Here is a 23,232-nt window from a genome sequence, read left to right as displayed (position 1 = left end):
TTGCAGTATGCGCTTTACCGATATCTTTATTAAAAAGCCGATCCTGGCCAGTGTGGTCAGTCTGCTGATCCTGCTGCTGGGCCTGCGCGCTATCTCAGAGATGAATGTGCGGCAGTTCCCGGAAATTAAAAATGCCGTCGTTACCGTCAGCACTGTCTATGTCGGCGCCGATGCCGATTTGATCCAGGGCTTTATTACCACGCCACTGGAACGGGAAATTGCTGCTGCCGAGGGCATTGATTATCTGGTTTCCACCTCGGTATCCGGCGTCAGTACTATTCAGGCCTTTTTACGGCTCGATTATGACCCGAACGAAGCCCTGACCCAGATCGCCGCCCAGGTGAATAAAATTCGCTCGGAACTGCCGGAAAACGCCCGCGACCCGGTGATTTCACTCAAAGTAGGCCAGAACGTGGCGGCAATGTATCTGTCGTTCTATTCCGAAGTGCTGGGTAATAACCAGATCACCGACTATCTGGTGCGGGTAGTGGAGCCCCAGTTGGCGACGATTCCGGGGGTGCAACGCGCCGAAATTCTGGGTGCCCGCACCTTTGCGATGCGGATTTGGCTGGATCCGGTGAAACTGGCCGCCTACAACCTGACCGGCTCGGATGTTAATGCTGCGCTGCGTGGTAACAATGTGCTGGCGGCGCTGGGTTCCACCAAAGGGCAGATGGTCGCCGTCGATCTGAATGCAGCAACTGATCTGCGCTCACCGGAAGAATTTAAACAGCTGATTATCAGCAGTGACGGTAAGGCGGTAGTACGATTAAGCGATGTCGCCACTGTCGAGCTGGGCGCGGAAAGTTATGACAGCTCCGTGAGTTTTAATGGTCTGGCCGCGACCTTTATGGGTATTGAGATTTCGCCGGATGCTAACGCCCTGGATGTGATTGCGGAGGTACGCAAGGTCTGGGATCGCGATATTATCCCGCAGCTGCCGCAGGGTCTGGACGCCGATATTCCGTATGACTCAACCGAGTATATTGAAAACGCCATTGACGAGGTGGTGATCTCTATCGTGCTGGCACTGGTGATAGTCGTACTGGTGATTTACGCCTTCTTAGGCTCGATCCGCAGCGTCATTATCCCCGCCGTGGCCATTCCGGTGTCATTGGTCGGCACCTTCTTCCTGATGTGGATCCTGGGTTTTTCGATTAACCTGCTGACGCTGCTGGCGATGGTATTAGCGATCGGTATCGTGGTCGATGATGCGATCATTATGCTGGAAAATATTCACCGCTTTATCGAAGAGGGCCACTCCCGCATCGACGCTGCCATTATGGGCGCGCGACAACTGGCCTGGCCGATTATCTCGATGTCTACCACGCTGGTGGCGGTATTCCTGCCGATAGGTTTTGTTGGCGGTTTAACCGGGGTGTTGTTTGTTGAGTTTGCCTTTACACTGGCCGCTTCGGTGATCCTCTCTGGCGTGGTGGCGCTGACGCTGTCACCGGTAATGTGTGCCTATATTCTGAAACCGCACAGCGCTGACGGTAAAAAAGAAAAATCCCTGGAAGCCTGGCTGGATGCGCGCTTTGAGCAGTTGCGCACCGCTTACCAGCGCCAGTTACACAACACACTGAATACGATGCCGGTGGTACTGACCTTTGCTGCCATAGTGCTGGTATCCTGCTACTTCCTGTTTGTTACCAGCCCGTCCGAGCTGGAACCGGCTGAAGATCAGGGTTTTGTGTTCTCGATTTTACAAGCGGACAGCTTTGCCACCCTGGATTATCTGGAGCGTAATACCGCTAAGCTGAATCAATTACCGGAGCAGGCACCGGAGATCCGCAACGTCTTTATCATTAACGGCATGGGCGGTACCAATACCGCTATCGCCGGCTTTGTACTGGCGCCCTGGGATCAGCGCGAGCGCACTACCGCTCAGGTACTGGAGCAGAATATTCAGCCGCATCTGGCCGGTATTCCGGGCCTGAATGCCTTTGCGTTGGTACCACCTTCGCTGCCCTCTTCCGGTGATGGTACCCCGATTGAATTTATTATTGGCTCGACCCAACCCTTTGCTGCGCTGCAGGAAGTGGTACAGGAAGTGCTGGGCCGGGCGATGGCGTCAGGTCGCTTTATCTTTGTCGATAGCGATTTAAAGATCGATAAACCGAAGCAAACCGTGCTGGTCGACCGGGAAAAGGCCGCTTTAATGGGTGTATCAATGCAGCAACTGGCGGCAGATTTGGGCTCGTTACTGGCCGGTGCCGACGCCGGCCGCTTTGCGCTGGATAACCGCTCGTACCGGGTTATTCCGCAAATTGAGCGCAGTGAGCGGCTAAATCCGGCGCAGTTAAAGGACTACTATACCCGTAACCAGCAAGGCGAACTGATCCCGTTATCGACGCTGGTAACCCTACAGGAATCGGTACAGCCGCAAGCCCTGCGCGGTTTTCAGCAGCTGAATGCGGTGAAAATCTCCGGGGTGCCGCGTCCTGGCGTGCCCCTGGGTGAGGCCTTAGCGGTGCTGGATAATATCGCGGCTGAAGTGATGCCGGCAGGTTTTAGCATTGATTACGCCGGCCAGTCGCGGCAGTACAAGCAGGAAGGCCAGCAACTGGTGATTACCTTCTTCTTTGCGCTGATAGTGATTTTCCTGGTACTGGCAGCCCAGTTCGAATCGTACAAAAATGCCATTATTATTATGGTAACAGTACCGATGAGTGTCTGTGGCGCCCTGATCTTTACCAGTCTGGGTTTTACCAGTATCAATATCTACACCCAGGTCGGTCTGCTGACACTGGTCGGTCTGATTGCCAAGCACGGGATCCTGATTGTTGAATTTGCCAACCAGCTGCAGCAGGAAGGCAAATCAAAACGCGATGCCATTGAGGAAGCGACTGCGCTGCGGCTACGTCCTATTCTGATGACCACAGCGGCAACAGTACTGGCCGTGATCCCGCTGTTGGTTGCCACCGGTGCCGGCGCCGCCTCGCGCTATGCAATGGGGGTGGTGATTGCCAGCGGTATGACCATTGGTACCTTCTTTACCCTCTATGTGGTACCGGCGATGTATTTGCTGTTGGCCCGTGACTACCGGCAACAACCGGATGCGGTCGTCGCCGCTGATCAGACCGCTGCGCAGTAAGTCGTAAACCATTCAACTCATTCGACTCATTCAACTAGGCGGCCCTCGGGCCGCTTTTTTATGCTAGCGCCTTAGCTCAGTTCAGCGATGCGCCACTGCAGCCTTAAAGTGGATAACGCGGTTAGCTCTCTTTCGTCTTACTTAAGGTGCTGCCCAAAGAGGCACTGATCACCAGTAAGATCGCTAACCACTGCGTGACACTGAGCAACTCCGCCAGCAATAAAAAACCAGCCAAGGCAGCGATCGCCGGCTCCATACTCATCAGTACACTAAAACTTTTGGCTGGCAGCGCCTTTAATGCCACCATCTCCAGACTATAGGGTAAGGCACTGGACAGCGCCGCTACGGCGATAGCCAGTGGGATCACCTGCCAGCTGAATAAACTGCTACCGGCACTGACCAGACCAATCGGCACTAAAAAGGCAGCGGCCACTGTCATGCCAAGGGCCACCGTAATGCCACCCGAGGCCAGATTACCGGCGCGCTGACCAAATAGAATATAACCGGCCCAGCAGGCACCGGCGGCAAGCGCTAACATCACACCAACCGGATCCAACGCATCGACACTGGTCATATCCGGTAACAGTAACAAAATACCGCCCAGCGCCAGCGCGACCCAAATTAAGTCTAATTTGCGCCGCGAGGTGAATAACGCCACCGCCAAAGGGCCGGTAAATTCCAGCGCCACACCAATCCCCAGTGGAATACGGGCAATCGCCAGGTAAAACAGCAGATTCATCCCGCCGAGGCAAGCGCCATAGACGATAACAGCGCGCCAATTGCGCCCCTGCGGTAACTGCCGCCAGGGCCGGAATACCAGCCACAGCATCAAGGCTGAAAAGCCGACCCGCAGCGCCGTCGTACCTGCCGGGCCAATCAGCGGAAACAGTTGTTTGGCAATTGAGGCCCCACTTTGAATGGTGACCATCGCCAATAATACGCTGGCGACTGCCAGCCAGATGGCCTTGTTGCTTTGCATAACTACCCTGTTTATTACCTGATTAGCATTATTTTACGCCATTCCCGGCACTGCGTGTTGAGCTTTGCCACGACGTGTTGACCAGATTGCACCGAAAACAGGCAAAATGCCTGCTTCTGGCGCAAGCAGGCATTAGCAAACCGGCTCTGAGTAAGGCGATTGTCTTGGCAAATTCATCGTTTTGTTAAGGCGTTGTCATCACCAAGCGTCAACATAGCCAAGCTGGCACAGTACCTGCTTCGATACCTACCGTTAAGCTAATGATCTCAGCCACAGCGGAGTGCACTATGGAAAGCTTATCCCGCCGTAATCATCCCTTACGCGATGTACTGGATAAAGAATTGCAGCAGCGAACCTTTGGCTCAGTTAGCGCCCCCTGCCGGCTGTGTCATTTTATGCTGACCGTTAGCCCGGCGCTACGTAGCCTGGAGCTGTCGCAAATGCAGCAACTGGCACAGCAGCAAGGTCAGCAGCTGAGTGACAATGCCCAGGATTTGACGCTGCCGCTGTACGGTCTATGGCTACGCTGGGAGCGGCATGGCGAGTTCTCCAGCTATACCTTTATCCGCCCCGGCATGGCCGACCCCTGGTTTGATGATCCACTTAGCTTTTTGCCCAGCCGCGACTGGTTCAGCGAGCTGCCCGGACAGATTTTCCGCATTGTGCAGCTTACTATTCTGACCGCAGAGCAGCCACCCGCTGAGAGCTTGATCCGGCAAAGTTTTAATGCCGATAACTGTATCAGCAGCGAGTTAGCGACTGGGCGGGCGCGGATCTGGACTGACTTTCAAAAGCATGCCGAAGGTGCCGGCCGGATGCTGCTATTAAGTAAAGGCTTAACCGGCGATGCCCTTGGCCGACTGGCACAACAGCTGTTTGATCTCGGCAATTACCGTAAGCTGTCACTGCTCGGCTGGCCGCTGGCCCGCCAGAGCCTGCAAAAATTAAGCGAACTGGAATTGCAGCTGGCAGGCCTAACTCAGAGTATCGAGTTGCAAAAACGCAGCGATGAACAGTTGCTGCATGATATCACCGGTTTGGCCGCCGCGACCGAGCGGCTGATCGCCGAGAACAGCAACCGCTTACAGGCTACCGCAGCCTATTATCAGCTGACGCAGGACAGGCTAAAGGCACTGCAGGAAAGCCCACTGCCGGATCATTTGTCATTGCAGGACTTTACCGAAAAACGCCTCACCCCGGCCTACCGTACCAGTGAGGCGGTGCAGCGCCGGCAACAACTGCTCTCCAGCCGCCTGGGGCGCTGTACTGAGTTGTTGCGCACCCGGCTGAATCTGAAGCTGGAGCAACAAAATCAGCAACTGCTAAGCTCAATGGAGCAAAAAGCCAAGCTGCAGCTAAAACTACAACAAATGGTGGAGGGCTTTTCGCTGGTTGCCATCAGTTATTACGCCGTGCAGTTGGCGGCTAAGCTGCTGAGCAGCTTGCAATATTGGTGGCCTGGGCTTAACGCCGAGCGCTGGCAAAGTCTCGCTATTCCTGTCATTATTATTGGCGTGGCGGTGCTGCTGCGCTATCAGGCGGCCCGCTTAAAACGGAGTCTTTAAGGAAAGGGTAGCTTGATTAGCAATCTGAAGTGGTCCCCTTTGCTGTTGGCACTGCTGGTGCAGCCATTAGCAGCAGATGACGCAAAACCGGTACAGCGGTTAAGTCCGCAAAGCACCGCTATGCCTGTTAGCAAGCCAACGGCGCCACAGATCTTGGTTTATAAAAGCCTACGTCAGGATGGGTCTGCCGTTTTTTCCGACCGGCCACCTGTTGATCAGCAGTATGAGCTACTGCGGTTTGATTGCTTTGCCTGTGCGGTGCGCTCGCCAATTAACTGGCATACCACGCCCTTGTTCCAGCGCCGCTTTACACGGGTGATTGAACAGGTTGCCGCCGAGTTGCTGCTAGAACCAGCCTTGATCCGGGCCGTGATCCATGCCGAGTCGGCCTTTAATCCGCAGGCCATTTCGCGGCGCGGCGCTCAGGGTTTAATGCAGCTGATGCCGGAAACCGCCGCTATGCTTGGGGTACAGGACCCCAGCCAGCCAGAGCAGAATATCCGTGGCGGCAGCTTATATCTGCAACAGTTACTGCAGAGCTTCGATGGCGATCTCAGACTGGCGCTGGCCGCCTACAATGCCGGACCAGGTGCAGTCCGGCGTTTTGGCGGTGTACCGCCCTACGCCGAAACGACCGCCTATATCGAACGGGTCATGATTTTAAAGCAGCGTTATGCCGGTGGCTGAGCCGGCTTTGGTTTAGCCAGTAAGGCGGCCTTCATCAGATCTTTCCAGGATACCAGCCCCAACAGGCGTTGCTGCGCATCGGTAACCAGTAAACAACTGATATTGCGCTCCACCAACGTGCTGGCCGCTTGCCTGATACTGGTTTCAGGTGCAACGGTAAACACCGGAGCCGACATCACCTGACTCACTTTACGGCTGCGCATCATTAAACCAATCGCCTGTTCGCTGGCCGCCTCCATCATCGGGCTTAACTCTTTAAAGTAGTCTTTAACGGACACTATGCCGACCACACGATCCATACTGTCCACCACTGGCACATGCTGGAAACGGGCCTGGCTAAAGACCGCCCGCAATGATGCCAGATTAGCCTCCCCGGTTGTCGTCACCAGTCTGGTTCTTGGGGTCATAATAGCCAGTAAAGACATCTGCTTACCTCACTATTCTTTATCCATCCCATCCAGCGTCACACCAGACAGGAAACCCGAACCCTTAACCTCGTTATTGCGCAGTTTAATCATCAAACGTAAATCGTTCGGAGAATCAGCATGGTGGATAGCGTCGGTGTAGCTAATGGTGCCGCGTTGATACAGGTCATACAGTGCCTGGTCAAAGGTTTGCATACCAAGCTCGCGTGACTTAGCCATCACGCTCTTAATCTCTCCGACTTCGCCCTTGCTAATTAAGTCCGCCACGAACGGCGAATTCAGTAACACCTCTATCGCCGCTACCCGGCCATGGCCGTCTGCAGTCGGTACCAGTTGCTGAGCAACGATAGCCCTAAGATTTAACGACAGGTCAAACAGTAGCTTATCGTGCATCTCTTTTGGAACCAGGTGCATAATACGGTCAATGGCCTGGTTCGCATTGTTGGCGTGCAGGGTTGCAATACAAAGATGGCCGGTTTCGGCGAAAGAGAGCGCAAACTCCATCGTTTCCTGCGAACGGATTTCACCGATCAGGATCACATCCGGCGCCTGACGCAGTGAGCTTTTCAGCGCAGCATCAAAGGATTCGGTATCAATACCCACTTCACGTTGCGTAATTAAACTGCGACCATGTTCGTGCACGAATTCTATCGGGTCTTCAATGGTCAGGATATGACCACGGGCATTTTTGTTGCGATAACCAATCAGGGCGGCCAGAGACGTCGACTTACCGGTACCGGTGCCGCCAACAAAGAGTACCAGGCCCCTTTTGGTCATGATCACTTCTTTCATGATCGGTGGCAGCCCCAGATCTTCGACATTGGGGATGGTGGTCACAATGCGCCGCATCACCATACCGGCCTTATCACGCTGCCAGAAAGCCGACACCCGGAAACGACCGGCATCGTTATGAATGGCAAAGTTACATTCTTTCTGCGTATTAAATTCGTGCTGCTGTTTTTCATTCATCGCTGACAACACCAGCGCCAGCGAGTCCATCTCGGTCAGCGCCTTGTCATCCAGCGGTGTCAGCTCGCCATTGATTTTGGCCGCCACCGGCATGCCTGCGGTAACAAAAAGGTCTGAAGCTTTCACTTCAACCATTTTTTTCAAATAATCAACTAGTTGCATACCTACCTCTAGATTCGGCCCATGGCGCCAAAGGTATTCTTATCCTGGGCTTTGGCCGCTGCGTCTTTCTGTGTGACCAAACCACGGTTTACCAGGTTTACCAAGCATTGATCCATGGTTTGCATGCCATGGGCGGCGCCGGTTTGAATCACCGAATACATCTGGGCAATTTTATCTTCACGGATCAGGTTGCGGATCGCCGGGACCCCAACCATAATTTCATGTGCCGCGATCCGACCGCCACCGACCTTTTTCAGCAGCGTCTGCGAAATAACGGCTCTTAATGATTCAGACAACATCGAGCGCACCATATCTTTCTCTTCACCAGGGAAGACGTCGATAATCCGGTCGATAGTTTTAGGCGCTGAGGTGGTGTGCAGAGTACCGAATACCAGGTGACCGGTTTCTGCTGCCGTCATTGCCAGACGAATGGTTTCCAGATCCCGCAACTCACCGACCAGGATCACATCCGGATCCTCGCGCAGCGCTGAGCGCAGGGCATTGCTAAAACTATGGGTATCGCGATGCACTTCACGCTGATTAATCAGGCTGAACTTGTTGCTATGTACGAATTCAATCGGATCTTCAATGGTCAGAATATGGTCAAAGCGAGTACTGTTGATATAGTCGATCATCGCCGCCAGGGTGGTACTTTTACCTGAGCCTGTGGGCCCGGTAACCAGCACCAGTCCGCGTGGATTCTCAGCAATGGTTTTAAAAATATCCGGCGCGCCCAAATCATCCAGCGTCAGGACTTCGCTGGGGATGGTGCGAAATACCGCCGCCGCACCGCGGTTTTGCACAAAAGCATTAACCCGGAAGCGGGCTAAATTGGGGATTTCAAATGAGAAATCCGCTTCCAGCCGTTCTTCGTATTCTTTACGCTGCTTGTCGGTCATAATTTCATAAACCAGCGCATGGACTTCTTTATGGGTTAGCGGTGGAATATTCAGTTTGCGCACATCGCCATCAACGCGGATCAACGGCGGTACACCGGCAGAAAGGTGCAAATCTGAGGCTTTATGTTCAACACTAAAGGCTAATAATTCGGTAATATCCACTACCAGGCTCTCCAATTTACCTATTTATGATGAATAACATAGCAGAACAACTGGCCCTCGCCTATCAGCAACTGCACAAATTCAGCGAAAGCCGGCCCAGCGAATGGCCGGCGCCAAAATTGATTGCGGTCAGTAAAACCAAGACTGCGGCAGATATTGAAGCGGCCTATGCTGCCGGTCAGCGGCGCTTTGGCGAAAATTATCCGCAGGAACTGGCCACTAAAGCCACTGCGCTTACCCATTTGGGTGAGCTGGAGTGGCACTTTATCGGACCGTTACAGTCAAATAAGACCAAACTGGTGGCAGAAACCGCCAGCTGGGTACACAGCCTTGAGCGCGAGAAAATCGCCCGCCGCCTGTCCGAGCAGCGCCCGGCGCATCTGCCGCCGTTAAAGGTGTTACTGCAAATTAATATCAGCGCCGCAGCCAGTAAAGCAGGTATCACTGCAGAGCAGATGCTGCCGCTGGCAGCTGTCGTCGCCACTCTGCCTGGCCTGACACTCAGTGGACTGATGGCGATTCCGGAGCCCGACCCGGCACGACTGGAAGCGGACTTTGCCCAAATGCAACAACTCTCGCGCTTATTGCAGCAGCACTATCCTCAAGCTGTTGAATTATCGATGGGAATGTCCGATGACTGGCCACTGGCTCTGCGATATGGCGCAACTATGATAAGATTAGGTACGGCTATTTTTGGCGCAAGGAATTATGACAAGCATGAATGACAACAGGGTCGCCTTTATCGGCGCAGGTAATATGGCACGTTGTGTCATCGCCGCTATGGTAAAAGCCGGCTATCCGGCGGAAAATATTCTGGCAGCCAATCGCAGTGAACCAAAGCTGACTGCGCTTAAGGCTGACTTTGCGATTGCCACCAGCCTCAGCAATATTGAGGCCGCCCGCTGGGCTGATGTGATAGTGCTGGCGGTCAAACCACAAATGATGCAGCAGGTGTGCGAACAACTGTTGGCCGAAGCACCAGAATGTCAGGAGAAGCTGTTTATCACCCTGGCGGCGGGTTTACCGGTAGCGCGCTATGAACAGTGGTTAGGTGATATCCGCCTGGTACGGGCGATGCCGAATACGCCGGCGCTGGTGAGCCTGGGCGTAACAGGGCTCTTCCCCAGTCGCTGCTCCAACTACGAGCGCGCCTTTGTTGACCATATTTTCAGCGGCACCGGTTTGCGGGTCTGGTTAGAGCACGAAGCACAGATTAATCATATTATCGCCGCAACCGGCAGTGCCCCGGCTTACTTTTTCTATTTTATGCAAGCTATGCAGCAAAAAGCCGAGCAACTCGGTTTTAGCAGCAGCGAGGCGAAAGCGATGATCGCTCAAACTGCGCTCGGTGCAGCCACCATGGCGCTACAAAGCGACCACAGCTTCGACGAATTACGGCAACAAGTGACGTCAAAAGGCGGTACCACGCATGAAGCCATTAGTAGCTTCAGCGCTGCCGGCTTAGAACAGATGGTCGCTGCGGCGATGCAGGCGGCAATTGACCGTGCAGAAGAAATGGCGAAAACGCTTTAAGCAGGGAGTGATCTGATGAATGCAGTAATTTTTCTTATTAATACCGCCTTTACGCTCTATCTGATGGTGGTAATGCTCCGCCTGTGGTTACAGCTGGCGCGGGCCGATTTTTATAATCCGTTTAGCCAGTTTGTGGTCAAGGCCACTAACCCGCTGGTATTGCCATTACGCAAGGTGATCCCCAGCCTCGGTCAGTTAGACACCGCCACCCTACTGCTAGCCTATCTGATTGCCACGGCCAAATTTATTGTGCTGCAACTGGTGTTTTCACCGTCACTTAATCTTGGCGTCAGCTTTGTGTTAGGCGGTCTGTTATTACTAAAAGAAGCCTTGAACCTGCTGTTTTGGGTGTTGGTGATCCGGGCCATTATGAGTTGGTTTAGTCAGGGCCGAAACCCGATGGAACGGGTGTTCCATCAGTTAACTGAACCCTTTTTAGCGCCGGTTCGTCGGATTATTCCGCCACTGGGCGGCCTGGATTTGTCAGTATTGGTGGTACTGGTCGCCCTGCAGTTTATTAATATTCTGCTCAGCGACTGGCTAAGATTTGTTTAACAGGAGTCCCATTATGCACCCATTACTTAAGCTGATTAGCGCTTTGCTGCTTGCTCTGCTGTTAACCCCAAACGCCCAGGCTGAACAAAAGAAACAGTTGGGTAACTGGGATGTGCATTATATCGCCTTTAACTCGACCTTCTTAACGCCGGAAGTGGCGCGGGCCGCCAATTTAAGCCGCAACAAAAGCAACGCCATTATTAATATTTCGGTACTGGATAGCCAAAGCCAGCAGGCACAGCAAGTGGTGATCAGTGGTATTGCCCGCAACTTACTCGGTCAGCAACGTGAATTGACCTTTCGCGAAATTAAAGATGGCGAGGCCATTTACTATATCGCCGTCATGCCATTTCGTAATGAAGAGCAGTTCCGCTTTAGCCTGGATATCCGCCAGGGTAATCAGCGTCAGCAACTGAACTTTGAACAAAAACTCTATACCGAATAGGACTTGCTGATGCAAAAAGTGGTATTGGCCACCGGTAATGCCGGTAAGGTCGCAGAACTGTCGGCAATGCTGGCGCCCTTTGCGCTGGACATTGTGCCACAAACCGCACTGGGCGTAAGCGATGCCGACGAAACCGGTTTGACCTTTGTTGAAAATGCCATCTTAAAAGCCCGCCATGCTGCCCGGATCACCGGCTTGCCGGCAATTGCCGACGATTCAGGCCTGGCGGTTGCGGCCCTGGGCGGCGCCCCCGGTATTTACTCTGCCCGCTATGCCGGTGTTGGCGCTGGCGATCAGGCCAACATCGACAAACTGCTGCAGGCAATGACCGGCATCACTGCCAGTGATCGGCAAGCTGCTTTTCATTGTGTTTTGGTGTATTTGCAACATGCTGCAGACCCGACACCGCTAATTTGCCACGGTAGCTGGCAAGGCGAAATTGCCTTGACGCAAAGCGGCAATGGCGGCTTTGGTTATGATCCGGTGTTTTATTTGCCTGAGCTTGGCAAAACCGCAGCCGAACTGACCAAAGCAGAAAAGCAACAGCTAAGCCATCGTGGGCAGGCACTGCGACAACTGGTGGCCGCGCTGCAGGTTAAGGAGCGCGCGCTTTGAGTTTAAGCCTGCCGCCGCTATCACTTTATATCCATATTCCCTGGTGTATTCAGAAATGTCCTTACTGTGATTTTAATTCCCATGCTGTGAAACAAGGGATCCCGGAGCAGGAATATATTGCGCACCTGCTGGCCGATTTAGATCAGGATCTGCCACTGGTCGCTGGCCGCCAACTTAGCAGCATTTTTATCGGCGGCGGCACCCCCAGTGTATTTAGCGCGGCCGGCATCACCCAAATTCTGGACGGGGTTAAACAGCGGCTCCCTGTCGCTGCGGATTTAGAAGTGACAATGGAGGCCAATCCGGGCACCTTTGAAGCGGAGCGCTTTGCCGGCTATGTCGCTGGCGGAGTGACGCGTTTTTCGATTGGGGTGCAGAGTTTTCAAACGCAGCAACTGAGCGCGCTGGGGCGCATTCATAATGCCGAAGAAGCCAAAGCCGCGGCGCGGCTGGCTGCGACCCTGCCACTGCAGAGCTTTAATCTGGATCTGATGCATGGTTTGCCTGGTCAGACACTGGCAGGCGCCCTGGCTGATTTGCAGCAAGCCATCGACCTTAACCCTCCGCATTTATCCTGGTATCAGCTGACGATTGAGCCGAATACTGCCTTTGCCAGCCGGCCACCAGTGTTACCTGAGGATGAGCTGTTATGGGATATTCAGCAGCACGGCGCTGAGCTGCTGGCTGCAGCCGGTTATCAACAATATGAAACCTCAGCCTACAGTAAAGCCGGCCATCAGTGCCGGCATAACCTGAATTACTGGCGCTATGGCGATTATTTGGGCATTGGCTGTGGTGCCCACGGTAAAATCACCCTGCCCAGCCGCAATAGTATTTTGCGTACAGTAAAGATTAAACATCCGAAGGGCTATATGGATTTAAGCCGCGGCTATCTGGACGAGCGTACCCAGGTCGAGCCGGAAGACCGGCCCTTTGAGTTTTTTATGAACCGCTTTCGCTTACTGGAGCCCTGCCCGATCAGTGACTTTAGCGCCCTGACCGGTTTGCCGCTGAGTGTTATCAGTGGCCCCTTGGCTGAAGCCGAACACAAACAATTACTGACGCTAAGCCCGGGTCACTGGCAAATTACGGCCAAAGGTGCCCGCTATCTGAATGATTTACTGACACTCTTTATTTAAATAACCAAACAGAGGTCTGTTATGCGACAACATTTGACTTTCCGAACTGCTACCCTGCCGCTGCTACTCGGTAGTCTGCTAATCAGTGGCTGCGGCCCGAAAACGGCTGAACCCAGCGCCGTAGTACCGACGGTTGCACAGCAACAGGTGGATATGAATGAACGGGCGAATCAGCTGTTTGAGCAAATCTTTAACGAGCGGGTGCAGCGCAACCCGGTATTACAAACCAGCCTCGGCATAAAAGATGACTATGATAAATGGCAGGATCTGTCTGATGCGGCGTTCGAAGCAGAACTGGCACTCACCCGCCAGCATCTGGCCTTACTGGGAGCGATTGATGTTGCCGCCCTGGATCCACAAAGCCGTTTAAGTTATCAGCTAATGCACAAGCAGCTACAGGAAATGCTGGAAGATGCGCGCTGGCGCCTGTACAGCTATCCGGTGAATCAGATGTTTGGCGTGCATTCGCAGGTGCCGGCGCTATTGATCAATCAACATAAAATCGACTCCGTCGACGATGCCAAAGCCTATATCGCCCGGCTAAATGCGGTGCCGGAATTATTCCGTCAGTTACAGCACCTGCTCACGCAAAGTGCCGAAGCCGGCATCATAGTACCGAAATTTGTATTTCCGCACCTATATTCGGCCAGCGAAAATCTACTGCAGGGCGCCCCGTTTTCAGAGCAGGGTGACAGTACTCTGCTGGCAGATTTTAGTAGCAAGGTGGCAGCCCTGCCGTTATCAGAGCACGAGCAAAAGCTGTTGCTGGATGAAGCCAGAGTGGCACTCATTACCAGTGTAGGGCCGGCCTATCGCAGTCTGATCAGCTTTTTACAGCAATTAGAGCAGCAAGCCGGTACCGATGATGGCGTCTGGCGTTTCCCGGATGGGGCGGCCTTTTATCAAAACCGCCTGGCCCGGATGACCACCACCGATTATAGTGCCGAGCAGATCCACCAGTTGGGGCTCAAACAGGTTGAGCGCATTCATGGCGAGATGCGGCAAATTATGCAGCAGGTGGGCTTTGCCGGCGATCTGGCGGAGTTTTTTGTGTTTATGCGCGAGGCGCCACAGTTTTACTATCCGGATACCGAGGAGGGCCGTGCGGCTTATCTGGCTGAAGCCACTGCCGTCATTGACCATATGCGTACCCGGCTGGACGAGCTGTTTTTGGTTAAGCCCAAGGCAGAGATGATAGTCAAAGCAGTTGAGCCATTTCGCGAACAAACCGCGGGTAAAGCCTTTTACCAACGCCCTTCGATGGATGGCAGCCGCCCCGGCGTGTATTACGCCAATTTGTACCGCATGAGCGATATGCCAAAGTATCAGTTGGAAGCGCTGGCCTATCATGAAGGCATTCCGGGCCACCATATGCAACTGGCTATTGCGCAGGAGCTGGACGGCATTCCGAAATTCCGCCGCTTTGGTGGTGCAACCGCCTATATTGAGGGTTGGGGCCTGTATTCTGAATTGCTACCGAAAGAAATTGGCCTTTATCAGGACCCCTACTCTGATTTTGGCCGGCTGGCGATGGAATTATGGCGTGCCGCCCGCTTAGTGGTCGATACCGGTATTCACGCTAAAAAGTGGAGCCGTGAACAAGCGATCCAGTATCTGGTCGACAATACCCCTAATCCAGAAGGCGATGCGGTAAAAGCCATTGAGCGTTATATTGTGATGCCGGGCCAGGCCACCGCCTATATGGTGGGCATGATCAAACTGCTGGAACTGCGCGAGCTGGCGAAAACCGAACTGGGTGAGCGCTTTGATATCCGCGAGTTTCACAATGTGGTGCTAAAAAATGGCGCTGTACCGCTCGATGTATTAGAGCAACTGGTAAAAGATTATATCGCCAGCAAACGCGCCTAAATAGCAGTGGGCATCAGCCGTACTGCCTGGTGGTACGGCACTCGCCATGGAGGATAACGGATGATCAGCGTCAATTATTATGATCCCGAGCTGGGAGGCTGGCAACAACAGCAGGTCAGCCGCCTGCCAGCGAATGCGCGGCATACGCCGCCGCTGTGGCTTGATTTACAACAAGCCAGCGCAGCAGAAGAGCAACAACTGCTGCAGGACCTGGGCATCGCCGCTACCATGGCCGAAGACTTTAGCAAAACGCGGCACCCGCCAAAATTTGAAGCGGTGGGTGATTTTAATTTACTGATTTTGCGCGCTTATGCCGACGCTGATTTCAGCGAATTGACTGAAAATGCCCAGCTTAACCTGCTCTTTAGTCAGGATATTCTAATCACTAAGCTGCATTGCAGCCAGCAGCTGCTGCGTAGTCAACTACAGCCGCAGTTAACACAGCCCGGTAATAACCCAATCAGTGACTGGGTAAAACAGCTGACCCTGACTGTATCCGCCAGTTATCTGGAAAAATTACTGGTGTTTGAGGATGAATTGGGTGAGCTGGAAGATCGGATGTTACACAAAGGTAATGACGAGCTGATGACGATGATGATGCGTTATCGCTCCGTATTGCGTAAAGTCAGTCGCAACCTGGCCTATCAAAAAGATCTCTTTGCTGATGCCCTGTTCGAGGAGCAGCATAGTCTGCTGCGGCGTTTTGCGCTGGCCGATTTGCGCGACTTTTATGAAAAGTTTGAACGGCTGCATTCGATGACCGAGATGTATTATGACCAGCTTAGCGATCTGGTTCAGGGCTATCTGTCGACCACCTCACATCAAATCAACGAGCGGATGAAGGTACTGACTATGGTGAGTAGTATCTTTATCCCGCTAACCTTTGTCGCCGGGATCTATGGCATGAACTTTAGCAATATGCCGGAACTGGAGCTGGAATGGGGGTATTATCTTACCCTGGGTTTTATGCTGGCGGTGGGCCTTGGCAGTCTGATCTGGTTTAAACATCTGAAATGGTGGTAATAACGAATATAATCTTATGATCTCTTGCGGCGCTCCCACGGCCGCATAATAATGCCGCTATTGGCCATTATTACCGGCCGCGTCGGAGCCCATATGAAAATAGCGATTTTATCGCGCAATGCTGAACTCTACTCCACTAAACGTCTGGTTGAAGCGGCAACGTCAGCCGGGCACGAAGTACGGGTTATCGATCCCCTGATGTGTTATATGAATATTAACCGCATTAGCTCTTCGATTCACTACAAAGGGGAAGTGTTAGAAGGCTTTGATGCGGTGATCCCCCGTATTGGCGCCTCTATTACCTTTTACGGCACTGCGGTACTGCGGCAGTTTGAAATGATGGGCGTGTACGCGCTAAATGAATCTGTCGCCATTGGCCGCGCCCGCGATAAGCTGCGCTCAATGCAGCTGTTAGCGCGCCAGGGTATTGGCTTGCCAATCACCGGTTTTGCCGATAAGCCCGGCGATATTCCGGATCTGATTGAGATGGTTGGCGGTGCACCCTTAGTGATTAAATTACTGGAGGGAACTCAGGGCATCGGTGTGGTGCTGGCCGAGACCCGTACCGCGGCCGAGAGTGTGATTGATGCCTTTATGGGGCTTAATGCACATATTCTGGTGCAGGAGTATATTAAAGAAGCCAATGGCGCTGATATCCGCTGCTTTGTCGTTGGCGACAAGGTGGTTGCAGCGATGAAGCGCCAGGCGAAAGCCGGCGAGTTCCGCTCTAATCTGCATCGTGGCGGTACCGCAACCAAAGTCAGTCTGACCCCAGAGGAGCGGCGTACCGCCTTGGCTGCCGCGAAAACCATGGGGCTGGATGTTGCCGGAGTCGATTTATTACGCTCAAATCACGGCCCTGTAGTGATGGAAGTCAACAGTTCACCCGGCCTGGAAGGTATTGAAGCGGCGACCAACAAAGACGTTGCCGCTGCCATTATCCAGCATCTGGAGAAGCGGGTGCTCAGCCAAAAAAGCCGCAAACCGGCCAGAACAAAAGGAACCGGCTAATGTCCGAACTACGCGCCCCCTTTTTCCTCGGTGAAAGTCAGATCCCGGCCGGCAGCCGGGCGGTAGTAGACATCCCTTTTGGTAAGCTCTATACCCATACCGAATTGAATATCGGCGCTCATGTGGTGCATGGCCGTCAGGATGGCCCTGTATTACTGGTTACAGCCGCGCTACATGGTGACGAAATTAACGGTGTCGAAATTTGCCGCCGCTTACTGAAGGTCCCCCGCCTGAACCGGCTGCGCGGTACTTTGGTGGTGGTACCCATTGTTAATACTTACGGCTTTGTGCAGCAGTCGCGTTATTTACCGGACCGACGGGATCTGAATCGCAGTTTTCCTGGCAGTGAGAAAGGCTCCCTGGGCAGCCGGATGGCGTTTCAGTTTACCGAACAAATCCTCAGTAAATGTACTCATGCCATAGACTTACATACTGGAGCCATTCATCGCAGCAACCTGCCACAGGTAAGAGCCAGTGCCAAGGATAAGGTGGCACTGAGTATGGCGGAAAGCTTTAACGCGCCGATTATTATCAAGGCAGCCAGCCGCGATGGCACCATGCGCGGCACAGCCAACAATTTAGGGATCCCGATTTTACTGTATGAAGCTGGCGAAGCGCTGCGCTTTGATGAGCAGTCCATTAAGATTGGCGTACGCGGTATCGTCAATGTGATGCAGCAACTGGGTATGCTAAGTCGCGGCAAGCGACTCGGTAAAACCCGCTCGCTGTTTTCGAAGAAGAGCAGCTGGGTGCGGGCCGAGCATGATGGCATCGCCCGTTATTATGTCAGCTTGGGGCAGACGGTACAGCAGGGCGATCTGCTGGCGCATATCTATTCGCCTTATTCCGACTTTGAGGTTGCGGTTACGGCGACGCTGTCCGGGGTGATTATCGGCCGCACTAACCTGCCGCTGGTGAATGAAGGCGAGGCGCTGTTCCATATTGCAGAGGTCAGTTCACTGGAGGAAGCCGAGAAAACGCTGGATGCAATCAGTGACGAAGTGGACAATGCGATGCCGTTATCGCTGACCGATGAGTATGGTGTGGTCTAAGCTAAAAACTCAACACGAGCTAGGGCGCTTTTTCGACCACTACATCAAATTCAGCCAGCTCAGGTAGTTGCTGCTGCAGCTTGGTTTCGATGTCATCCAGCTCGCGCATTCGCTGACAAAACAGCGCGGACTTGGCTTCCAACTCGACCATTTTCTGATCCATACCCAGGGTAATTTTATCCATCAGCTGATTCACTGCCTGCCAGTCCTGACTATCGGCCTTTTCAAAGTTGCTGTCCGATTGCCGCAGTGCATCGCGCAACGCGCCCCAAACCGCTCCAACGGTATGCCGTGCCAGCATAGTCAGCTGCGGCTTTAGTTCGCCGTTAAGGAAGTTATCGAGCTCATTTAAGCTTTGTGGTGCCAGATAAAAGTGATCGCCGGTGCGCACAAAGCGCGATAAAAATTGAAAGGTGGTTTCCCGGATCAGTGCGCGCCACTCGGCTTGTTGCGACTTATTACCGACGCCGGCGAGCATCGCCTCGATACTGGATAAGCCAACTTCAACGCCATCCACCGCCAGGCTAACAATTTCCGGCACAAAACGGCGTAAGCCCTGGGCATAGAGCTGCAGTAACTGTTGCGAATCATCTTCCAGCTCAAACCATTCGCCTTTGATAAAAAGTTGTTTATCTTCATTGATTTGAACGAAAGTGCGGTTATTTTGCATAATGCGGATCTGATCCGGAGAGATCAGCACACCATAGCGGAAGGCCATATTGCAATCCGCGGTGACAGAAAAACTGACAAGGAGTAATAATATTAAGCTAAGGATGCGCACTGTGTACTCTCATACCGAAAACCAATAGACAGCTTAGAAAAAAAAATGCAACAGCACACCTACCGCTATCGCAGTCAGCGACAAGTTAGTCGCATCGGTGGTTATAAAGGGCTAATAGTGGGGTGGCCATCCTGCATGACAATCAAAGATGGACCATATTCGCGGCGACTACGGATCACTTCCTTGCCAAACAAAAACTCAACGGCCGAAAATAATTGTTGTGATACCTTAACCTGCAATTGCGACAGGATTTTCAGTTTCTGTTCTTCCAAACTCCGAATTTCCTGCACTAGGGTATGAGCCAACTGTCGCTGTTCGGCAAAATCTTGCTCCAGCTGCTGCACGAGCTCATCAGCTTGACCAGCCAGCAATTTTCTTTGCTTCTCGATCCGCTCTTTTAAATCAGCTAATGAGACCTTACATTGGCTGAGCTGGGTGCGCAACGTTTCTTGTTGTTGCATCATCGGCGTTAAGTGACGATTCAGGCTTATATGCACAACTCCACTGGACGGTGACCCCAATTGACCACAGCTCAAGCCCTGCCCCAACAGCAAGTGTCCACCAACAATTTTACCCTGCGGTTTATCTACTGTGCCGGCTACCACAGTTTCCGCTTCTACCGCACAGTGCATCAGATATTTACTGACATGAAGCTGCCCATTACAAAAGAATGCTGAATATTGTGCGATATGACAATTAATGTCTCCAGCTGCTCTTAGCACTGTACTGTATTCAGCGTCAGCTGAAGGGTTGTTGAGTTGATGCCCAATAATAGAGCCGCTAATAGAAATATCGCCACCAGCCTCAACCAGCAAACCTTCCATCACACCTTTGATAAAGACATTACCACCGGCTATCACTTTCATGCCAGCGGTCACATTACCATTAATGACCACCGCCCCTTTGAAAACGATGTGACCGCTCGATAAATCAACATTTTTAACGGTAAACACATCATCTACGGTCGCACCGTTATCAATGGCTCTGGGCAAGCCATCCTGAGCCGCTAACAGCAGATCGGGATCATCAGAGCTGATTTCGACGCCATCCCCTAGCTGCCAATCCAATACCGAACCCGGAACGGGAGCGGTTTGCTGACCAGTGACATCCACACCCGCCTCTCCACTTGTCGGAGGATAACGTCGCATTAACGGCTGACCTTTGGCAACCGAGGGAATGGCACCAAAATCACGCAAGTCAGCTTTGGCATCAGACTCGATCAAGGGTTGATTGCGACGTCTAACCATATCTGAGATGAGAGGTTCGAAGCGTGAGTTGATACCATCTTTAACGGGTCGTCCATGTGCAATTTCGGCTTTTAAACGACCGCCTGGCTCTGCTCTGCTCGCTTGTTGTACCAGATGAATAATATTATCTTTACTAAAGCCAAAGACGATCCCTAATTGCTGAGCCGCTTTAACAAGTTCATTTGCGGATAATGGCGCACCACCATAGGCTGCAGTGATTACTGCAGTGGCGATCATTTTGTCGTCAGAAAGTTCAAAACTGAGTTGGGCATTGCGCTTTTCAGCAATAACATAGCTCAACACTTTACTACCTTCAGCCAAGGTCAGTGCTTTTACTTTTTGTTGAAATTGCTGATACTCTGCCAGGAGGTTATCTAGTTGATTCTGCAAGAGTAAGCACCGGCTAAAGCCAGCTTCACTCAGACCCTGCTTAACTATGGTTGCAGAGATCGCATCCGCAGTAACCGGCACCTTTATCGTAATTTTATTATCGTGCTCAGTAAATTCCATTGCCTCGTCCCGTTACTTCAGGGAAATAGTACCTTGGTTGCCTGTTAACGCGTAAAGATCCCGCTCCTCGCAGGACCCAGCTCGATAACCAGACAAGACTATACAAAATAACTACTACTGAACCAAAAATTTTGGCTAAAGGCAAGCCCTGATTCGCTACAGGGCATAATAGTGCGGGAAGGTACCACTAAAAAGTCAGATATAGTTATCCTGGTGTACCCGAATAAACATATCCGAATCACTTTTGCTGTAATCGACTTTATACTCTTTGTTGTTTAATGCCTGAATAAACAGCAAGGTTTTGGTTTCGCCAAATACCTCTACGCTGGAAACATCGACCAACTCCATGTAGCGCTCTTTAGCTTCCAGCCGACTAGCTGGAACTGCGTCGTCAAATTTCTTCACGCCGTGCCGTGTTACGATAAGAGGCGGATCCTGGTCATCATTGACAATAATCAGATCGAGTTTTTTGTTCTTATGAATGATGGTATTTCGGCCACTGACCAAAAAGGCTTTTTCATAATTATTCATTACTGCTCTGCCATTACTCTCGTTTTAGCATATTATGATACAGCACCATCCCACTGTCTAGTTTGACGGTTGTAACTGTTGTAACTGTTGCAAACGATTTTTGTTAATATCCCGACACCATTGCTCTGCCTGCTCAGCACCTACATTCACAGGCACCAGCAACTCGAAGCCACTCGCTTGCGCTAAGCGTTGCATTCGTTGGGCAAAGATGGCTTTTACGCCACTATACTGTCCAGACTGCGTTTTGAATGAATCTTTTTCACGCAGTAAGTCCGATGCGCACTGTCCGGAGCTACAGCTCTGCCTGACTGCTTCAAGATAAAGCGCCCGCTGCTCAGTCATCATCCGTACGGCAAGTCTCACCGGTAAGCCCTGTAACAGTAGATCATAGTTAGTAATTTTGAATCCAATAAATGCCAGCTGCTTCCCCTCTATCGAGGGAACTGCGCAAAAGCTAAATGCAGACCAGGGTAATAACAAGCTACCAACACGATGCTGATATCGAATACCTTGTGATTCGCAAAGTAAACTGAAAGGCGGCTCAGCCAACTTGGCCCAACCAATAAACAAGCCCATAGCACTAGCAATATAAGCTATGGCCAATATGGCGCTGAAGTTGGTAGCAAACCCTAAGGTGTAAAACACCAGTAATATAAAAACTACGCCGCTGGTGATGATGAGTCGAGCTCCGCCGCGACTGGCTGAGCCGGAAAATGCCTGCATGGTCATAACTACCTCAAACAAAAATCGTTACCTTGCAATAAAATTGGTACTACTACAGATTAGCACAGTACGGATTTACGATACGCTACAGCGCTGTGATACGACCAATAGCGCCCTTACTGCGATAACAGGAAATCTGCTTGTCGTTTATTTCCATACAATACTATCAGTTTATTTTATGATTAGCTGGAGTTACCTTGTCTTCATCACATTCGCGCTTGATTTGGTTTATCTTAGCCGCTTTACTCTGCTTTGTCGGCTTCCTTTATTGGCAATCTCAGCAAACAAATGGCAATAGCAGAGGGCCTGGCGGCCCTATCGCGGTCAAAACAGCGATAGTGCAAAGCCAGACGATGACGAGAGAAGTCGGTGCCATAGGTACCGGTATCGCCAATAACTCGATTCAACTGATCGCACCAAGCAGTGAGTTTCTGATAGAGCTCAACGTTAACGAAGGTCAGAAGGTTGCTCAAGGCGAGATTATTGCTCGCTTAAATGATGTGCAACAAAAAGCTCGGGTCGCAGAACTAGAGGCCGTGTTAAGCGAACAAAAACGTCAGCTTGACCGCTTAAAAAACCTAGCGACAACCCAAGCAACTGCTCAATCTTTATTGGATGAACAACTCACCCGCGTAAATAGTACACTGGCGCAGTTAGATACGGCTCGCAAACAGTTGCAGGATATGACTATCCGGGCTCCCTTTACCGGCTATTTAGGTTTACGACAAGTCAGTCGTGGCGCCTTTGTGAATGCAGGTACAGTAATCTCAACCCTAGACGATATGCAGCAACTAAGGGTCCAGTTTAGCGTTGCCGAGCGTCATTTAGCTGAGATTGCTGTCGGCATGCCGGTCACCGTAACCAACGTCGCTTATGGTAACCGCGCTTTTGTTGGCGAAGTCTCGGCCATAGATACCCGCTTGGATCCGGTCACTCGTTCAGTCACGGTGCACGGCGTAATCAATAACGAACAAATCTTGCTTCGTCCCGGTATGTTGCTGAATGTGCGCTTACAACTAGAAAATAGAGAAGTGCTGCGAGTGTCGGAAAAAGCACTGGTCCCTCAGCAAAACCGACAATACGTCTTTGTTGTTGATGCCGAGAACCGAGTCCGGCAGCAGGAAGTCCAGATCGGACAACGGATCCCAGGCTGGGTAGAAGTAGTTGCTGGGCTACAAGAAGGTGATGAAATCATTATTGAAGGTGTACAGAAAGTACGTACCGGCGTCACCATCAGCAAAGTCGAGGGCTAG

Annotated in this window: 22 protein-coding genes; 14 read left to right on the top strand and 8 right to left on the bottom strand. The window is 52.1% G+C overall.

The window, feature by feature from the left end; genetic code table 11:
- Positions 1-7: 7 nt before the first annotated feature.
- Complete coding sequence (locus tag AJE_RS14810; RefSeq protein ID WP_008951509.1) at positions 8-3,097, top strand: efflux RND transporter permease subunit; 3,090 nt, start codon at positions 8-10, stop codon at positions 3,095-3,097.
- 121 nt (positions 3,098-3,218) lie between these two features.
- On the opposite strand, the gene AJE_RS14805 is transcribed toward AJE_RS14810, so the two are convergent.
- Positions 3,219-4,076, bottom strand: a complete 858-nt coding sequence (locus AJE_RS14805; RefSeq protein ID WP_008951508.1) for an EamA family transporter — start codon at positions 4,074-4,076, stop codon at positions 3,219-3,221.
- A gap of 287 nt (positions 4,077-4,363) precedes the next feature.
- Between AJE_RS14805 and AJE_RS14800 the strand changes: the two genes are divergently transcribed.
- Positions 4,364-5,641: a DUF3422 family protein gene (locus AJE_RS14800; protein ID WP_008951507.1), complete on the top strand. Its 1,278-nt coding sequence runs from the start codon at positions 4,364-4,366 to the stop codon at positions 5,639-5,641.
- 12 nt (positions 5,642-5,653) lie between these two features.
- Positions 5,654-6,328, top strand: a complete 675-nt coding sequence (locus AJE_RS14795; protein WP_008951506.1) for a lytic transglycosylase domain-containing protein — start codon at positions 5,654-5,656, stop codon at positions 6,326-6,328.
- Here AJE_RS14795 and AJE_RS14790 read toward each other — a convergent pair.
- From AJE_RS14790 to AJE_RS14780, 3 genes are read right to left on the bottom strand one after another with little or no spacing between them, the layout of a single operon-like run.
- Positions 6,313-6,753, bottom strand: a complete 441-nt coding sequence (locus AJE_RS14790) for a CBS domain-containing protein (RefSeq protein ID WP_008951505.1) — start codon at positions 6,751-6,753, stop codon at positions 6,313-6,315. The genes AJE_RS14795 and AJE_RS14790 overlap by 16 nt on opposite strands.
- A gap of 12 nt (positions 6,754-6,765) precedes the next feature.
- Complete coding sequence (locus AJE_RS14785; RefSeq protein ID WP_008607609.1) at positions 6,766-7,884, bottom strand: PilT/PilU family type 4a pilus ATPase; 1,119 nt, start codon at positions 7,882-7,884, stop codon at positions 6,766-6,768.
- An 8-nt stretch (positions 7,885-7,892) separates the two neighbouring features.
- The gene (locus AJE_RS14780; RefSeq protein WP_008607607.1) at positions 7,893-8,945 is read right to left on the bottom strand and encodes a type IV pilus twitching motility protein PilT; all 1,053 of its coding nucleotides are present in this window, start codon (positions 8,943-8,945) and stop codon (positions 7,893-7,895) included.
- 29 nt (positions 8,946-8,974) lie between these two features.
- On the opposite strand from AJE_RS14780, the gene AJE_RS14775 reads away from it, so the two are divergent.
- From AJE_RS14775 to AJE_RS14730, 10 genes are all read left to right on the top strand, one after another.
- Positions 8,975-9,670, top strand: coding sequence for a YggS family pyridoxal phosphate-dependent enzyme (locus AJE_RS14775; protein WP_008951504.1), 696 nt, complete (start codon positions 8,975-8,977; stop codon positions 9,668-9,670).
- Positions 9,663-10,478 (top strand): pyrroline-5-carboxylate reductase, encoded by an 816-nt coding sequence (gene proC / locus AJE_RS14770; RefSeq protein ID WP_008607604.1) that lies wholly within the window; start codon positions 9,663-9,665, stop codon positions 10,476-10,478. The genes AJE_RS14775 and proC overlap by 8 nt, the downstream gene beginning before the upstream one ends.
- Positions 10,479-10,493: 15 nt before the next feature.
- Entirely contained in the window at positions 10,494-11,033 is a 540-nt protein-coding gene (locus tag AJE_RS14765) for a YggT family protein (protein WP_008607603.1), read from the top strand.
- A gap of 13 nt (positions 11,034-11,046) precedes the next feature.
- Positions 11,047-11,478 (top strand): DUF4426 domain-containing protein, encoded by a 432-nt coding sequence (locus AJE_RS14760; protein WP_008607602.1) that lies wholly within the window; start codon positions 11,047-11,049, stop codon positions 11,476-11,478.
- Positions 11,479-11,487: 9 nt separating this feature from the next.
- Positions 11,488-12,093: an RdgB/HAM1 family non-canonical purine NTP pyrophosphatase gene (rdgB, locus tag AJE_RS14755; RefSeq protein ID WP_008951503.1), complete on the top strand. Its 606-nt coding sequence runs from the start codon at positions 11,488-11,490 to the stop codon at positions 12,091-12,093.
- The gene (hemW, locus tag AJE_RS14750) at positions 12,090-13,232 is read left to right on the top strand and encodes a radical SAM family heme chaperone HemW (protein WP_008951502.1); all 1,143 of its coding nucleotides are present in this window, start codon (positions 12,090-12,092) and stop codon (positions 13,230-13,232) included. The genes rdgB and hemW overlap by 4 nt, the downstream gene beginning before the upstream one ends.
- Before the next feature lie 21 nt (positions 13,233-13,253).
- Positions 13,254-15,101 carry a DUF885 domain-containing protein gene (locus AJE_RS14745; protein WP_008951501.1) on the top strand — a complete coding sequence of 616 codons (1,848 nt, stop codon included), beginning with the start codon at positions 13,254-13,256 and terminating at the stop codon, positions 15,099-15,101.
- A gap of 60 nt (positions 15,102-15,161) precedes the next feature.
- Positions 15,162-16,124: a magnesium transporter CorA family protein gene (locus AJE_RS14740; protein ID WP_008607598.1), complete on the top strand. Its 963-nt coding sequence runs from the start codon at positions 15,162-15,164 to the stop codon at positions 16,122-16,124.
- Between the two features lie 93 nt (positions 16,125-16,217).
- Positions 16,218-17,135, top strand: coding sequence for a 30S ribosomal protein S6--L-glutamate ligase (rimK, locus tag AJE_RS14735; protein WP_008951500.1), 918 nt, complete (start codon positions 16,218-16,220; stop codon positions 17,133-17,135).
- On the top strand, positions 17,135-18,187 hold the full coding sequence (locus tag AJE_RS14730) for a succinylglutamate desuccinylase/aspartoacylase family protein (RefSeq protein ID WP_008607596.1): 1,053 nt from the start codon (positions 17,135-17,137) through the stop codon (positions 18,185-18,187). Before rimK ends, AJE_RS14730 begins: the two co-directional genes overlap by 1 nt.
- Positions 18,188-18,206: 19 nt before the next feature.
- On the opposite strand, the gene AJE_RS14725 is transcribed toward AJE_RS14730, so the two are convergent.
- From AJE_RS14725 to AJE_RS14710, 4 genes are all read right to left on the bottom strand, one after another.
- Complete coding sequence (locus AJE_RS14725; protein ID WP_008951499.1) at positions 18,207-18,905, bottom strand: DUF2884 family protein; 699 nt, start codon at positions 18,903-18,905, stop codon at positions 18,207-18,209.
- Positions 18,906-19,069: 164 nt separating this feature from the next.
- Entirely contained in the window at positions 19,070-20,725 is a 1,656-nt protein-coding gene (locus AJE_RS14720) for a DUF342 domain-containing protein (protein ID WP_008951498.1), read from the bottom strand.
- Between the two features lie 195 nt (positions 20,726-20,920).
- Positions 20,921-21,256, bottom strand: a complete 336-nt coding sequence (locus tag AJE_RS14715; protein WP_008951497.1) for a hypothetical protein — start codon at positions 21,254-21,256, stop codon at positions 20,921-20,923.
- Positions 21,257-21,313: 57 nt separating this feature from the next.
- On the bottom strand, positions 21,314-22,000 hold the full coding sequence (locus AJE_RS14710; protein ID WP_008951496.1) for a DUF2982 domain-containing protein: 687 nt from the start codon (positions 21,998-22,000) through the stop codon (positions 21,314-21,316).
- A 176-nt stretch (positions 22,001-22,176) separates the two neighbouring features.
- Here AJE_RS14710 and AJE_RS14705 point away from each other — a divergent pair, with 176 nt between their 5' ends.
- On the top strand, positions 22,177-23,232 hold the full coding sequence (locus AJE_RS14705) for an efflux RND transporter periplasmic adaptor subunit (protein ID WP_008951495.1): 1,056 nt from the start codon (positions 22,177-22,179) through the stop codon (positions 23,230-23,232).

Source organism: Alishewanella jeotgali KCTC 22429, from assembly GCF_000245735.1.
In the GTDB taxonomy this organism is placed as follows: domain Bacteria; phylum Pseudomonadota; class Gammaproteobacteria; order Enterobacterales; family Alteromonadaceae; genus Alishewanella; species Alishewanella jeotgali.
The sequence above is the reverse complement of the archived record's forward strand: the minus strand, read 5'-3'. Positions and strand labels throughout refer to the sequence as shown.